General features: G+C 60.6%; 10 protein-coding genes. All 10 read left to right on the forward strand.

All coding sequences use genetic code 11. The features are described 5' to 3' along the window. The first annotated feature begins 1 nt into the window (after window position 1). Complete coding sequence (locus HMPREF9056_RS07950; RefSeq protein WP_034514267.1) at window positions 2–7,738, forward strand: non-ribosomal peptide synthetase; 7,737 nt, start codon at window positions 2–4, stop codon at window positions 7,736–7,738. A 57-nt stretch (window positions 7,739–7,795) separates the two neighbouring features. Further along, on the forward strand, window positions 7,796–8,419 hold the full coding sequence (locus HMPREF9056_RS07955; protein WP_009404192.1) for an MptD family putative ECF transporter S component: 624 nt from the start codon (window positions 7,796–7,798) through the stop codon (window positions 8,417–8,419). Next, window positions 8,416–9,162 (forward strand): energy-coupling factor transporter transmembrane component T, encoded by a 747-nt coding sequence (locus HMPREF9056_RS07960; protein ID WP_009404194.1) that lies wholly within the window; start codon window positions 8,416–8,418, stop codon window positions 9,160–9,162. Before HMPREF9056_RS07955 ends, HMPREF9056_RS07960 begins: the two co-directional genes overlap by 4 nt. 4 nt (window positions 9,163–9,166) lie before the next feature. Continuing rightward, window positions 9,167–10,657: an ABC transporter ATP-binding protein gene (locus HMPREF9056_RS07965; RefSeq protein ID WP_009404196.1), complete on the forward strand. Its 1,491-nt coding sequence runs from the start codon at window positions 9,167–9,169 to the stop codon at window positions 10,655–10,657. Between the two features lie 53 nt (window positions 10,658–10,710). Then, on the forward strand, window positions 10,711–11,703 hold the full coding sequence (locus HMPREF9056_RS07970) for an ABC transporter ATP-binding protein (protein WP_009404198.1): 993 nt from the start codon (window positions 10,711–10,713) through the stop codon (window positions 11,701–11,703). Between the two features lie 5 nt (window positions 11,704–11,708). Beyond that, complete coding sequence (locus HMPREF9056_RS07975; protein WP_034514271.1) at window positions 11,709–12,497, forward strand: ABC transporter permease; 789 nt, start codon at window positions 11,709–11,711, stop codon at window positions 12,495–12,497. Next, complete coding sequence (locus HMPREF9056_RS07980; RefSeq protein WP_009404202.1) at window positions 12,494–13,276, forward strand: ABC transporter permease; 783 nt, start codon at window positions 12,494–12,496, stop codon at window positions 13,274–13,276. The genes HMPREF9056_RS07975 and HMPREF9056_RS07980 overlap by 4 nt, the downstream gene beginning before the upstream one ends. An 81-nt stretch (window positions 13,277–13,357) precedes the next feature. Then, window positions 13,358–14,056 (forward strand): thioesterase II family protein, encoded by a 699-nt coding sequence (locus HMPREF9056_RS07985; protein ID WP_253269987.1) that lies wholly within the window; start codon window positions 13,358–13,360, stop codon window positions 14,054–14,056. A gap of 84 nt (window positions 14,057–14,140) precedes the next feature. Further along, window positions 14,141–14,866 (forward strand): 4'-phosphopantetheinyl transferase superfamily protein, encoded by a 726-nt coding sequence (locus HMPREF9056_RS13690; RefSeq protein WP_009404206.1) that lies wholly within the window; start codon window positions 14,141–14,143, stop codon window positions 14,864–14,866. A gap of 181 nt (window positions 14,867–15,047) precedes the next feature. Beyond that, window positions 15,048–15,344, forward strand: a 297-nt coding sequence (locus tag HMPREF9056_RS07990) for an ABC transporter transmembrane domain-containing protein (RefSeq protein WP_253269984.1), incomplete at its 3' end; no start/stop codon positions are given.

Genomic DNA, 15,344 nt, shown 5'->3' on the forward strand with positions numbered 1-15,344 from the left:
CGTGCTGACCAAAGACGAGATCCGTGAGCGGCTCCGCAGCTCTCTGTCCACGTTGATCGGTGACGGGGTTGCGCTGGAGGACGCGGACAACCTTCTTCAGCTGGGGCTGGAGTCCCTCCCCACTATGCGACTGCTCGCCGAGTGGATCAAACAGGGGTACCGCGTGTCCTTCGGCTCCTTCATGCGCAGTCCTACCATCGCCCAGTGGGCCGACATGTTGCACGAAGCCGCTCCCGGAGAGCCGGCCGACGACTCGGCTAATGACCAGGCTGACGTCCCTGATGGAGGCACTTCGGCGGATAGCAACCCTCGTCTCTCTGACGCTGCAGACTTCGAGCCCTTCGACCTCACAGACGTCCAGTACGCCTATTGGATCGGCCGCGGCCGGGAGCAGCAGCTGGGCGGTGTCGGTTGCCACGGGTACGTCGAGATCGAGGCTGGAGCTGTCGACGCATCACGGTTGGAGGCCAGCTGGAACGTCGTGCTGCGAGCACACCCCATGCTCAGGGCCTGCTACACCCGAGACGGTCAGCAGCGTGTGCTGCCCGAGCCACCGGATGCCAGCGTCGTCGTGCACGATCTGACCGACCTGGATGAGCAGGGACAACAGACGGCGCTCCTGGAGATGCGCGACTCACTGTCCCACCGGCTGCTGGACATTGAGAACGGCCAGGTGTGCTGCCTACAGGTCAGCCGCCTGGGTCAGGGCCGCGCCATCGTCCACTTCGATATCGACCTTCTCGTGTGCGACGTGCGCAGCTTCCAGATCATCCTGCGCGACCTGGCCCGCCACTACCTCACCGGACAGCCGCCCAGGGTGGACCCGTCCTGGAGCTTCGCGACCTATCTGAAGGAGAAAACGCGCCGGGACGCGGCGAACCGTGAGCAGGACAAGGAGTACTGGCGCTCGCGCCTCCCCGAGCTGGCCGGAGGCCCTCGGCTCCCTGTGCGTCAGGGGGCGGAGCTGACAACGATCCCACGTTTCACCCGCCGTTCGCACACCTTCAACCAGAAGTCCTGGCAGGACCTGCGGGCACTGTGCGAGGACCACGGGACGACCCCGGCCATGGTCCTGCTGACCGCGTACGCGCGCACCATCGCCCGCTGGAGCGAGGACAAGCGGTTCCTCATCAGCATCCCACTGTTCAACCGGGACTCCGATCCTGCGATCGAGGACGTCGTCGCCGACTTCACCACCCTCACCCTCACCCAGGTCGATCAGTCGCGTCACCGCCGTTTCGTCGATGACCTCCACGCCATCCAGGACTCCTTCTACGAGGACGTCTCCCACTCGGCGTACTCCGCGGTCAAGGTGCTGCGCGACCTGCGCTCCCAGCGGGGCGAGCAGGTCCTCGCCCCGGTGGTGTTCTCCTGCAACCTCGGCAGCCCCCTGGTGAACGAGGAGTTCGTCGAGGCACTCGGCGAGATCGGGTACATGATCTCGCAGACTCCTCAGGTGTGGATCGACCTGCAGGTCTTCAACACCATCGACGGGTTCACCCTCATCTGGGACGCCGTCGAGCAGATCTTCCCCACCGGACTCCTGGATGAGATGTTCGACTGCCTTGTCCGTGAGATCGAACGGGTCGTCTCCGGCGGGCTGGATCGCACCGACGTCGTCGAGAGCCGCGGCGTGGCTCAGCGCCGTCAAGCGCTCGCGGACCTGCCCCGGTGGCGGCTGCCCGACTCGACGCTCATCGACCGCTTCCTCGACACCGCGGCACGTCACCCGCAGGCCGCAGCCATCAGTACCGGCGACGGCCGGGTGATGACGTACCACGAGCTGGCCGCTTGCGCCCGAGCAGTGGCCCAGTCCCTGGTGGCAGCCGGAGCGGGCGTAGGAGATCTGGCGGCCGTGATACTTCCCCGGGGACCGGAGCAGATCGTCGCGGCACTCGGAGTCATGGTTGCCGGCATGGCCTACGTACCGATCAGTCAGAGTCAGCCTCAGCAACGGGTCACCGCCATCATCTCCTCTCCTCGACTGCGCTTCCTTCTGACTGACGACCCCTCGCCGGATCACTGGGCGCAAGCCGGCGTTGCCGCCATCTCCCTCGACGAGGCCCTTGCCGGTGACCAGGACGTCAGTCTTCCCGTCGTGGGGCCAGAGGATTCCGCCTACGTCATCTACACGTCGGGAACGACGGGGACGCCCAAGGGCGTGGAGATGAGCCACGGCGCCGTGTGGAACACGATCGAGGCGGTGAGCAGAAGAATCGGGCTGGGCCCCCAGGATGCGGTCCTGGGCGTCTCGGCCTTTGACTTCGACCTCTCGGTCTACGACGCCTTCGGCACCCTCTGCGCCGGGGGAACGCTGGTGACGATTCCCGAGTCGGCTCGTCGTGACGCCGACTACTGGCTCAGGGCGCTTCAGTCTCACCGCATCACCGTGTGGAACTCGGTTCCCGTGCTGTTCGAGATGCTTCTGACCAGCGCCGAGCAGGACCCGCTGGCGTTGGCGAGCCTGCGTCACGTCCTGCTGTCCGGCGACTGGATCGACGTGAGCCTGCCGTCACGGATGAGGATGCTCGCGCCACGCTGCCGTCTGCTCGCGATGGGAGGGGCCACCGAGGCCGCGATCTGGTCGAATGCCCTCGACGTCGATGAGGTTCCCGAGGAGTGGGTATCCATCCCCTACGGGCGCGCGCTGGATCGCCAGGCCTACCGCGTGGTCGACGCCACCGGACGGGACTGCCCGGACTACGTCGTCGGAGAACTATGGATCGGCGGGCTCGGTGTGGCCAAGGGATACGTTGACGACCCCCGACTCACACAGGACAAGTTCGTCATCCACGAAGGAAGCCGCTGGTACCGCACCGGCGACCTGGGACGGTTCTGGCACGACGGTACCCTGGAGTTCCTCGGCCGGTCCGACACTCAGATCAAGTTGCGCGGTCATCGCATCGAGCTCGGTGAGATCGAGGCCGCCTGTGAGGCGCTGCTCGCCGCGAAACGGGCCGTGTGCGTGCTGCACCCGGGGCAGAGCGCCCAGTCGCTGGTGGCATTCATCCAGCCGGAGACCGCCCCGGTCCCCGATCCCGTGCCGTCCGCGGCAGCGAGCCTGGAAGCCGCCGATGTGCTCGCTCCTCTCCTCACCGACGACGCGATGCTCGAGGCCATCGCGCACGACGAGGAGGTACAGGACGCATACGCCCGCCAGACCATGCGGCGGTGGATGCAGCACCTCGCAGATCACGATGCCGGTCGCAGCGCCGACGGCGCACCTGTCCGGCTCGATCGACTGTGGCGGCGGTGGGCGCAGTGGCTCGCCCAGGACACGGGGACGACTCCTGTGACGGCAGCGGAGCGAGTGGAGCTCGACGGCTTCATCGCCCCCTTCGGCAAGGCGTTCATCGACAACGAGGCGCCGATGAACGCGGCCGACCTCGTCCAGTCACCCGACTTCCTGCCCATCGAGGCGTTTGTCGCCGATCGGCCTCTGGGCCGGTTCACGCATCGTGCGATCCGAGCGCTCCTGGACGAGATCCACCGACAGCTCGGCAGCGGGCTGAGGGTGCTCGAGGTCGGTGCCAGACGGATGAACGAGACCGAGGAGTACCTCCGTATCACCCAGGCCTCCCAATACGTCGTCGCGGACTACTCCCGCTACTACCTGGACCAGGTGGAACGGCTCGCAGACGGACGGCTCGAGCAGATGCTGCTCACGCCCCGGGCTCAGGCCTCGGCCACCGAGAAGAGGACATTCGCCGACCAAGGGATCGACCTGGCGATCTGCAACCAGACGCTCCATCAGTCCGTCGACATCGACGCGACTCTTCGCAGAATCCGCAACCTGCTCAAGCCGCAGGGAACGCTGATCCTCCTCGAGCCGACGGCGTCGTCCCCACTGGCCGATATCAGCGCGGCATTCTTCAGTCCCGACTATCGAGACGCCCGCCGTCATACCGGAGACATGCTTCTCACCGCGGAGGAATGGGCCGAGGCGCTGAGACGCACGGGCTACACCCGGATCTCGCGTGCCAACCTGACGGACTCCCTGATCCTCATGATCGCCTCCAGGACCGGAGCGGAGACTCCCACCCTCCTGTCGCAGCAGCACTACGAAGAGGCCATCGAGCTGTTGTCGACGCGATTGCCCGACTACATGCTGCCCCACAGGATCATGCGCGTATCGGACTTTCCCGTGACGACCAACGGCAAGGTGGACCGTAAAGCGCTCGCGGCCCTGGTACCGCTGGAGCAGCCTGAAGACGGCCAGGGCACTCGCGCAGAGCCTGTGACGCAGACCGAGGCCAGGCTGATCGAGATCTGGAACGCTCTGCTGGGGACGGATGCGAGTCCAGACAGCGACTACTTCCGACTCGGTGGTGACTCGTTGATGGCCACCAGGCTCAGGCGGCAGATCGAGGAGTGCTTCGAGATCGAGTTCAGCCTGGAGGTCGTCTTCGAGGCTCCGGTACTCGCTGATATGGCGGCGCGAATCGAGGCCAGTGCGAGCCAGGTCCCCTTCAAGGCCGAGCTGCCACCGATGGAGCACGGTGAGGACCAGTACGCACCCTTCCCCCTGACCGATGTGCAGCAGTCCTACCTCATCGGGAGCTCAGGAGCCATCGAGCTGGGGGACGTATCGAGCCACTGCTACGTCGAGATGGACGTGCCCGTGCTCGATCTGGATCGGTTGGAGGACTCCTTCAACGCTCTCATCAGCCGTCACCCCATGCTCCGCGCCGTTGTCTGCGACGACGGTCTGACTCAGCGCTTCCTGCCAGAAGCGCCTCACTACACGATCGTCAACGTCCCGGACGACGAGACACCTGAGGACAGACGGATCGCCGAGGTGAGGCGGGAGATGTCGTGTCAAAGGTTCGATCCCCGCCGCTGGCCGTGCTTCGACGTGCGATACACGGCCTTCGGGGACCGCGGCGCACGGCTCTTCCTCAGCTTCGACAACACCTTCGTCGACGGTTGGAGCATGTTCCAGGTGTTCCGCGAGTGGAAGGAGCTGTATGAGGCAGGCCCCCTGTCCATCGACGCGGAGGCGACCGCCTACTCCTTCAAGGACTACGTGGAGGCCACAGTCCGTCTGAAGGCCGGCGACGCGTATCACCGGGACCTGCAGTACTGGGAGGATCGCCTGGGCCAGATCCACCCGGCGCCGCAGCTGCCCGTGTCGCCCGTCGACGCCTCCTCGGAGTTCGTGAGGCAGCAGGCGCGTATCGACGCCCCCGTCTGGGGCGCTGCCAAGGAGCGGATACGAGCCGAGGGCCTGACCGAGGCCGCCTTCCTGGCGGAGGTCTACGCGGAGGTACTGGCTGCCTACAGCGAGAACCCGAGGCTCAGCATCAACCTGACGCAGTTCGACCGGATCCGGTTCGCTCCCGAGGTCGACTCCATCGTGGGTGACTTCACGAGCCTGTCGATCCTGAGCGTGGACACTCACAGCGGCTCCTCCTTCAGTGAGCGCGCTCGTGCGCTTCAACGGCGGATGTGGAGCAACCTCGCTCACAGCCACGTCTCCGGAGTCGCGGTGGAGCGCATGCTCAACCGGCAGCGCAGGTCCCAGGTCACCATGCCGGTGGTGTTCACCTGCGGGCTGGGCGTCGTCGAGCAGGGCCCAGATACTGCTCATCCGTATCTGGGGAGTATCGACCATGGTCTGTCTCAGACACCTCAGGTGTGGATGGACCTGCAGGTGTACGACGACGCCGGAAGCCTTGTCCTCAACCTCGACTCCGTTGAAGGCATCTTCCCCGACGGGATGGTGGCCGAGATGTTCCAAGCACTCACTCAGGCCGTACGGCTACTGGCGACGACCTCAACCTTCTGCGATGAGACGCTCACGGTCTGCCCGAGGTTCAACACGGAGGTGATCGCCGAGCTCAACGCCACCGAGACATCGGATGTCGGAGCCTCGGACGCGAGAACCACCGAACCGACGCTGCTCGGACTGTTCCACGAGAGCCGTCACCGTTACGCCGAGCGGGCAGCGGTGATCGATCAGTCACGCGAGCTGACCTATGCCGAGCTGGATGCTGAGTCGAATCAATGGGCCCGGCTCATCGCCGCCCATGTGCTTGCACCGGGCAGCGTCGTGGCGATACTCATGGAGAAGTCGGCCTACCAGGTCAGTGCGGCTCTCGGCGTGCTCAAGGCGGGCTGCGCGTATCTGCCGCTCAATGCCACCCACCCTCAGCCCCGCAACAGCAGGATCATCACCGACGCCGGAGCCCGCATGATCCTGACCGACAGCCACGACCACGTGAGTGAGCCGATGATGCGGCAGTGCGTCGTCGTGTCAGCGCTGGACGTGCAGGACAGTACTGTCGTCGCAGCCGATGCTGTCCGTCCTACTCGTGCACCGGGTGAGCAGGAAGACGGTGATAGGTGGCAGAGGTCGGCGAGGGCCTCCGTGGAGCCTTCGCCGCATCTCGCGGGCTCCCGCGCGGATGAACCGGCTTACATCATCTACACCTCGGGGACCACTGGAAGACCCAAGGGAGTGGCGATCACCAACCGGTCCGCGGTCAACACCATCCGTGACGTCAACCGCCGACTCGGCGCCGGGCCCGACGACCGGATTCTGGCCCTGTCTCAGATGAACTTCGACCTGTCCGTCTATGACGTCTTCGGAATGCTCGCCTGTGGTGGGGCAGTGGTCATGCCCTCACCGGCTGCAGAGCTCGAGCCGTCGTACTGGTGGGATCTGGTGCGGTCGCACGGCGTCACGCTGTGGAACTCCGTACCCGCGCTCTTCTCGATGTATGCCGGCCATCTCAAGGACAAGGCACTTGTCGACGAAACCACTCGAGCGGTGCTCCTGAGCGGTGACTGGATCCCGGTCGACGTCGCGTTGCGCGTCGCCGAGAGCTTCAAGGACTGTCGAGCATATGGGCTGGGCGGGGCGACGGAGGCATCCATCTGGTCCAACTGGTACGAGATCAGCGCCGCGGACGCCGAACGAGCGAGCATACCGTACGGCCGGCCACTGGCGAATCAAAAGATGTACATCCTCGACTCGGCGCTGGAGCACCGTCCGAGTCTCGTCCCTGGAGATCTGTATATCGGAGGTCAAGGGCTGGCACTGGGTTATTGGAACGATCCTGAAAAAACAGCGGAGTCGTTCATCCACCATCCGAGATCGGGTGAACGGCTCTATCGCACGGGTGACCGGGCCATGTATGGTCACGATGGCAACATCGTGTTCCTCGGGCGGAGCGACACTCAGGTCAAGGTCGGGGGCTACCGGATCGAGCTGGGGGAGATCGAGTCCGTCGCCCTTGAGCTACCCGGTGTGCGCGACTGTGTCGCTACCGTTGCCGATGGCGTGATCCTTCTGCACGCAGTCGTCACCGACAAGTCTCAGGAGACGCAGATCAGAAAACACATGGCAGAGTTCCTGCCGGACTATATGCGTCCTCGTCGAGTTGTCCTGCGTGATGAACTTCCCCGTACCTGGAACGGAAAAATTGACAGGAGTGGTTTAGGCTCGGAGGCACTCGACCAGTATGCTGCTCCGACTGCCCCTCGCAATGAAAGAGAGAACCGGATTCACTCGATGTGGTCGAGGGTGCTGGATGTGGAGGATCTTGGCATCGACGATGACTTCTTCCGTCTTGGAGGAAACTCGCTCACCGCTGTTCGCCTTGTCAACTCGATCAAGCAAGAGATGTCAGTCGACGTCTCCATTCGAGATGTGTTCACGTTCCCGACGGTTCGTCGTCTCTATGAGTGCATTGACGCTCGTTTAGGGGGTGACGTCGATGAGGGAGAGATTTAAGTAGCGGGGCGAGATAGATAACAGAAAACCATCCGTAGTCGTAGACATGGAGGAATTATGAGTGAAAAGGCCGAAGGTCAGTCTCCGAGGCGCGAGAAACTGAATGTCACCGACTTCATGACGATTGGAATATTCTTCGTCATCATCACGCTCGTGGGGACGGTGGTTGCTTTCGTAGGTATTACTCCGGTGACCTTTGTGATGATCAGTCCTATCCAGGGGATCGTTCTTGGTATTCCGACCATGCTGTTCTACTCCAAGGTGAAAAAACCTGGAATGCTGCTCATTATGGCGGTGATTTCAGGAGCCTTCAGTCTTCTCATGGCCCTAGGTCCATATCACCTGATAATAGGATCCCTGCTGGCGCTGATCGCAGAAGGGATTCTGTGGTCCGGAAAATATGGGAGCGTCAGGGGTGCCGTCCTGGCTTACGCTGTTACGGCTCTGGCCACAACTGCCAACTATATTCCCCTCTTCTTCGCCACTCAGCGATACATTGCAGACAGTGATATAGCGGGTAAGTACGGTGAAGGAATGGCTAAGGGTATGACTGCGATCGGGGAGCATGGTCTTGTCCTGTTCGCCGCCATCGTTGGAGTGACGTTCGTGACGGCTCTGCTGGGCGGACTCCTGGGACAAAAGGTCTTCAACAAGCACTTCAAGCGTGCAGGGATCGTATGAGTGATCACATGGTTATCAGGCGGCGGGGGCGGCGTGCCGGTTCGCTGGCACTGGACCCACGCACCAAGATCCTCGTCATCATCGTTGTGTCATGGGTTGTCCTGTCGACGTCAGGAAATGAGTCCGGGACTGTTGCGGCCATCAGGTGGGCGCTTATATCACTGCCTTTTATTCTTCTTGTTTCGGCGCAACTCTACGGGGAAGCCATACGATATGCCGTGACATTCGCCGTTCTTTCCGTCTTGCCTTTGCTGGCGTGGCGGTTCGCGCCATCAGGAAATGTGGCGCTTGATGTCTTCCTCATGTGGCTCGGAGCATTTTCGCTCATTCTTCCCGGGGCGACATGCGGGGTCTATGCCTTGCGTACGACAACCGCCAGCGAGTTCCTTGTATCCATGCAGAAGATCCGTTGTCCTGACACCATTAACATCCCTACCGCCATTGTTTTTCGTTTCTTTCCGACTGTGGTGGAAGAGTATCGCGACATTAAGAGTGCGATGAGAATGCGCGGAATCGGAGGTCTTCGCCAGCCCCTAAGGATGCTGGAGTACAGGCTTGTTCCCCTGCTGGTGTCGGTGGTCAGTATCGGAAACGAGTTGTCAAAATCGGCAGTGACGCGCGCTCTGGGATCGAAGCGAAAAAGGACCAGCATCTGCGAAGTGAAATTCAAGGCTATTGACGGTGTGGCGATGCTATTGCTCATGGCCTGTCTCTGTGTCGTGCTCGCAGGAAAGGTCTGGTGACAGTATGCTCGAGCTTCGCAATGTGACGATGTCATACGAACATGATGGAACCTCCTCCCGGGTTCTCGACGACGTCAGCCTTCAGCTCCAGCAGGGCGAGGTCGTCCTGCTCTGCGGTGAGTCCGGCTGCGGCAAGACAAGTGTGCTGTCGCTCATCAACGGGGTGGCCCGATACTTCTTCCAGGCTCACGTCTCGGGTGACGTCCTCCTAGATGGTGAGGTCATCACGCATGATGAGGCCTATGACATCGCTCAGAGGATCGGGTCTGTGTTCCAGAACCCGAAGTCGCAGTTCTTCACGCTGGATGTGCAAAGCGAGCTCGCGTTCGGATGTGAGAATCTGGGGCTTGAGCCGGCAGAGATCGAGAAACGTCTTGTGGCAGTTGAGCGTGAGTTCAACATGAAGAACCTGGGGGAGCGCAGTCTCGTCCAGTTGTCCGGGGGAGAGAAGCAAAAGATAGCATGCGCCGCCGTTGCAGCGATGGAGCCACAAGTTCTTCTGCTGGATGAGCCATCATCCAACCTAGATGTTGGAGCAATTGAAGAGCTGCGGCGGACGGTTCAGAGGTGGAAAAAGCAAGGTAAGACCATTCTCATAGCCGAGCACCGGCTCTACTATCTTGCGGACGTGATCGATCGAGCGATCTATATGAAGGGAGGTCGCATCAGCTCTGAGCTCACAAGAGATGAGTTCTGCGCTCTTGGAGATGAGGATCTCCATCTGATGGGACTGAGGTCAACTCGCTCCGCTCCGGAGGCGAACGATGCGGGTAGGGACAACGATGCGGGTAGGGACGGAGAAGATGAGCTGGTCATGGAGTCCTTCAGCTTCCGCTATCCAGGCATGTCCAGGCCTGCGTTGAATATTGATCGTCTTGCCGTGCCCAAGGGGCGGGTTATCGGAATTGTGGGAAAGAATGGTGCAGGAAAGACGACCCTTGTCCGTTCTCTCGCCGGCCTGGAACACAGGGCGAAAGGTGTTCTGCGCTGCGGGGAGAAGGTCTATGACAAGCCGAAGAAGCTTCTAGGGCACTCCTACCTCGTCATGCAGGACGTCAACCATCAGCTTTTTGGTGAGAGCGTTGACAGTGATATCTTCATCGGTTCTAAAAGGCTTTCGCGTCATCGCGTCGGCGATATTACGGAGGTGCTCACCACATTAAATCTGATGGATAAGCGAGAACGGCACCCGATGTCGTTGTCCGGAGGCGAGCGACAACGTGTAGCTATTGCGAGCGCGTTGGTGTCCGGAAGGGATATTCTTGTCTTCGATGAGCCGACGAGCGGACTTGACTACAGACACATGGAGCGGGTTGCGAGGCAGTTGGAGGGTCTTGCGGATCAAGGAATAACGGTATTTGTTGTCACTCATGACGTCGAGCTCCTTGCGCAGTGCTGCGACTTCCTTCTGCTCATCGAAGAGGGGGGAGTCGGAATGGCGAGGCGTTGCGATACTGGTGTTCTGGGTGAAACGATGGAGCTGCTGAAGGAGTAGGTGGCAGGAAGCTGGACAGCCACATTAGCTGTTGTGATGAAGGGAGAGCGCTTATGACCGATCTACTCGAGACAGAGCATCAGGAAGCGGCACTGCGTGTGTGTGATCTCTGCAAGACCTTCGGAAGGGGAGACAATGCCACCAACGTTCTTAAAGGGCTGTCGTTCGAGGTGCCGAGAGGGCATGTCGTGTCGTTGCTCGGCGCCAACGGTGCGGGTAAGACGACTCTAGTGAACATCGCCTCTACCCTGATGCTTCCGACCTCGGGCGAGATCTGCGTATGTGGAACAGACGTCGTCGCCAACCCTTCGGAGGTGAGGCGCCGAATCTCTCTGACCGGCCAGTTCGCCGCCGTTGACGGTGAACTGAGCGGGCGGGAGAACCTTGTGTTCTTCGCTCGCCTGCACGGAATGAAGTCGGCTGACGCTCGTGACCGTGCCGACGAGCTCCTCCAGGCATTTCGGCTTGCGGACGCCGGAGGTCGGCGTGCTGGAACCTATTCCGGCGGAATGCGGCGGCGCCTCGACATTGCTGCCTCACTGATCGTTGAGCCATCTCTGCTTTTCCTCGATGAGCCCACGACCGGGCTGGATCCGCTCTCCCGTCATGAGCTGTGGGACGTGATTGACGAGCTGCGGGAGCGCGGCGTGTCGGTGCTTCTCACCACGCAGTACCTTGATGAGGCTGAGAGGTTGTCTGACGACATCGTGGTGCTGCGTGATGGTCGGGTGGTTGCTCAGGGCACCGCCGGTATGCTCCGTCGCCGTTTCGGGGCGCCGGCATGTCGCCTTGGTCTCGACGACGTCGACACCGCCCGGCATTGCGCGGAGAAGCTTCTTCCAGAGGTTCTCGACCGCCCCGCCGATGACTTTCAGGTTGATGCCTTAGAGGTCCTGTTCACCTCACATGACGGAATCCATGATCTCTATCGAGGCGCGGAGGGACTGACGGCCTCCGGTATCGATGTTGTCTCAGCCTCGCTCAGTCCGCCATCGCTTGATGAGGTCTTTCTAGGAACAGCGTTTGAACCTGTGGCGGAGGACTGAGATACATGGAACGTTCCTCACTACCGGAGGCGGACAAGCCGCCGAGCAACGTCACGGCACTGTGGGGGGCCACCTGGCGCAACTCGTTGCGTCTGGCACGGAACTCGGCTTCGCTGGTGTCCGCGCTGGTGATCCCAGGCATGTTCATGCTGGCATTCTGGGGCGTCTTTGGTCACGCTGCCGGACGCTCCGGCTTCGACTACGCCTTGTATCTCATGGCCGCCTCCATGCTTCAGGCAGTGATGTTCGCAGCCGGAGGCTCGGCGATGGCACTGGCGGTTGACGTGGAATCCGGTCTTCTGGGACGCATGCGCGCCATGCCTATTCACGCCATGGTGACGATTGGCGGACGCATGCTGACTGACCTGCTGCGGTCAGTCGCCTCGCTATGCGCTGTGATTATGCTGGGACTTCTGTGCGGAGCTCAACCGGCGAACTGGATGCGACTTGCAGGAGCATTTCTTGTGGCGTTGGTGATGGGTGAAGCGCTGGTACTGGTATTCCTGGGAACCTGCCTGCGCTCTCGGCACCCAGTTCAAACGGCCGGCTTGATTCAGGCGTTGGAGATGCCGCTGCTCATGCTCTCGACAGCATTCATCCCATTGAGTACTCTGCCTGACTGGCTGGAACCCGTAGTTGCTCATCTGCCTTTTTCTCCGATGATTGACACCAACCGTGCGCTGTTGACCGGGGCGCCTCTTGGCACCTCAGCATGGGAGACGGCTGCCTGGCTGACATCCGGGCTGGTCCTGGGCTCTTGGTGGGTATCACAAGAGTTTTGGAGGCGGAAATGACGGACGTTGAGATCCCGCGCATCAGGTGGCCACAGGCTGTTGAGGTGCACGCGAGTAGAATTCTCATCCGTTGGATGCGATCTTCTGCCGCGGTCTCCTATTCGGTCGGCGTTCCTATGGCGATGGTCATCATCATTAAGCTGATGTTCTCCGGAATGGTCGCTCAGTTCAGTGGAGCCCCAATGAATATGGTTGACGTCGCCATCATGGTTGCCGTGTCTCAGGCTTTCACTGGTGGACTGTTCGGGGCCGGAGCAATTGTCCAAGAACGTCATGAAGGGTTGCTGGACCGTCTGGCAACCTTCCCGGGCCCCCGTCACGCTGCGATCATAGGGCGCATCCTTGCGGAGTCGGTGCGTGCTTTCATGTCGATGCTGGTTGCACTGACGGTCGGATTCCTGTGCGGGGCGTCCTTCGGTGGAGTGATGCACGTCGGTGCGATACTTGTCGCACTGGCGGTCGTGGCCGTTTCAGCTGGTGCCTTCGGAGTCATGCTCGGCTACATGGTAGGGACGCCGCAGGGTGCCTTCAGTTTTACTCCCTTGATCATGGCATTCACTGTTTTCAATACGGCTATGATGCCGCGGGACATGTACGTGCCTGCTCTGCGTCCCGCTGTTGATGTTTCGCCGGTTACCGTGGTCTCACAACTTGTTGACACAATACTTTTTGATCAGATTTCAGTGAGTCATGTGGCAGTGTTCCTGTGCTGGTTCGGGGGGATTGCGGCCCTGAGCGTGCTCGTACTGATTCGCAGAGTGAAAGGTGCTCGACGATAGGGACGAGAAAGTAGAGGTCTGAGTGAGATGGAAAACGTGAGATCCTTTCCGTTCCTCGATAGCTCTCGGGGTGGAAGGATGATGTTCTGTTTCCACCATGCCGGCGGAAGCGCATCAGTCTATCGCGGGTGGGTGGCGCGTGATCCTCGTTTCGCTGTGGTCCCGGTTGAGCTCCCGGGGAAGGCAACCCGGATGAGTGAGCAGTGGGTTAGTGATTTCTCTCAGTTGGCGCAGAGCTTGGCGCAAGATATTCACCGCCTCGCGGGTGATGCGCATGTCGTGCTATACGGTCACAGTATGGGTGCAGCTCTTGCGTACCAGTGTGCGTGCTTTCTGCAAGACGGGTACCAGCGTGATCCTTCTGCTCTCATCGTGGCGGCGCGGCAGGCACCGGGGGAAACCGTTGAAGGTGAGTACCACAGCTCTATGGGGCTGGTTGCGCTACGCGAAGAGCTTGCCATGACAGGAGGGACACCGCCTGACATTCTTTCTGATGACGACATCATGGAGCTGCTGCTTCCCACGGTGCATAGAGATTATGTGCTGCACGAGTCCTTCTCCCATACGTCAACAGCTCTTTCTTGTCCCATACTTGCTGTCGCAGGTCGCGACGATCAAAGTGCCACTCCGGAAAGCATGCGTAAGTGGTCTCAGTTCACGATGTCATCCTTTCATCTTGAGGTGGTCCCCGGTGGGCACTTCTTTCCCCTGGAACAAGATGGTCGTTTTTTTGAGAAGCTGATGGATGATCTCGAACGGATCATCTCTGGCGCTGAGTGATCGTTTTTCGCCTCCCCCGTCTTCTCATGGCGCTCAGAGACGGTGTTGAGGATGGTGCTTGCGTGCAGAAAGTGAAGGAGAAGTGTGGGAGAGTTCGTCATTTCTCGGGGAAGAGAAGTCATGAGGTGGCGGTCTTATGACGGCAGCGCTGAGGCCCGATGGTGGGTGGCTGAGCCGGGTGATGCCGGAACACCTCTTGAGGCCTGGTTCTCCGATCCGGAGATCGATCGCATCCTACGATTGCGAAGGGAGAGTGATCGGTGCGTCCACTTCCTGGCTCACGGACTGGCTAAAGTGATGCTGTGTGAACATGCTGAAGGGCCGGATGATACTTCTTCTGCGGTCGTCAGTCATGATTTGTCTGGGAGACCTTCGAGTGGCTGCCGCATCGAGCTGAGCATCTCTCATTCTGTGGATAGTGCTGCCGCTGCAGTAGCACTCTCCGGAATGGTGGGGGTAGATATCGAACCTCTCACGAGGTCGACAGAAGTTATGTCCGTGCGAAACCTTTTGTGTAGTAGTGAAGAAGAAGATGTTTTTCGCGGCAAACAGCTTGGAGAGAATGATTTATTGCGGCTGTGGGTTGCTAAAGAGGCCTTGGTGAAGGTGGGAGTGGTGACCATCGATAGCTTCAGTCGCGTGGATCTCTCGGCATTGTTGCTGAAGGGTGAGTCGGGTTGTTTGAATGAGCAGGATGCGGGTCAGTGCTGGTGGGATACTTGCTATCGAGAATGTCGGCTGCTGGTTTGGCAGGATGATGAACATGTGGGGGCCGTCGCTTATCGGGGCCTGGATTGCAGGGGTCGGTGAGACGGCTGCGTTCAGGATGTTTTGAATCCTTGTCAGTGGCTGTCGTGGAGGGCTTGACTGCTGAGGTTTGAGGGGCAGTGCTGACGTGGGTAGCTCTTCACGATCTGACACCTAGGCATATCGACCGTGGAAAATCTCACTGAACACCCCGATCCTGCCGTGATTCTGCTATTTTTTGTACGTGCTTATTCGGCTGATTCGTCGGTGTCTGCGTCCGTATGTGGGGCTGTTGCTGTGTGTGTTGGTGCTTCAGTTTGCTCAGGTGATGGCGTCTTTGTACCTCCCCACTCTCAACGCCGACATCATCGATAAGGGTGTGGCCACCGGGGATGCCGGTTATATCTGGCGGATGGGTGTGTTTATGCTGGTGGTGAGTGTGGGTCAGGGTGTGTGTTCGGTGGCGGCGACGTATCTGGCGGCGCGGGCGGCGATGAGTATGGGTCGGGATCTGCGTGGGGAGGTCTTTGATCGGGTCAGC

This window comes from Actinomyces sp. oral taxon 170 str. F0386 (genome assembly GCF_000195595.1).
Classification (GTDB): domain Bacteria; phylum Actinomycetota; class Actinomycetes; order Actinomycetales; family Actinomycetaceae; genus Actinomyces.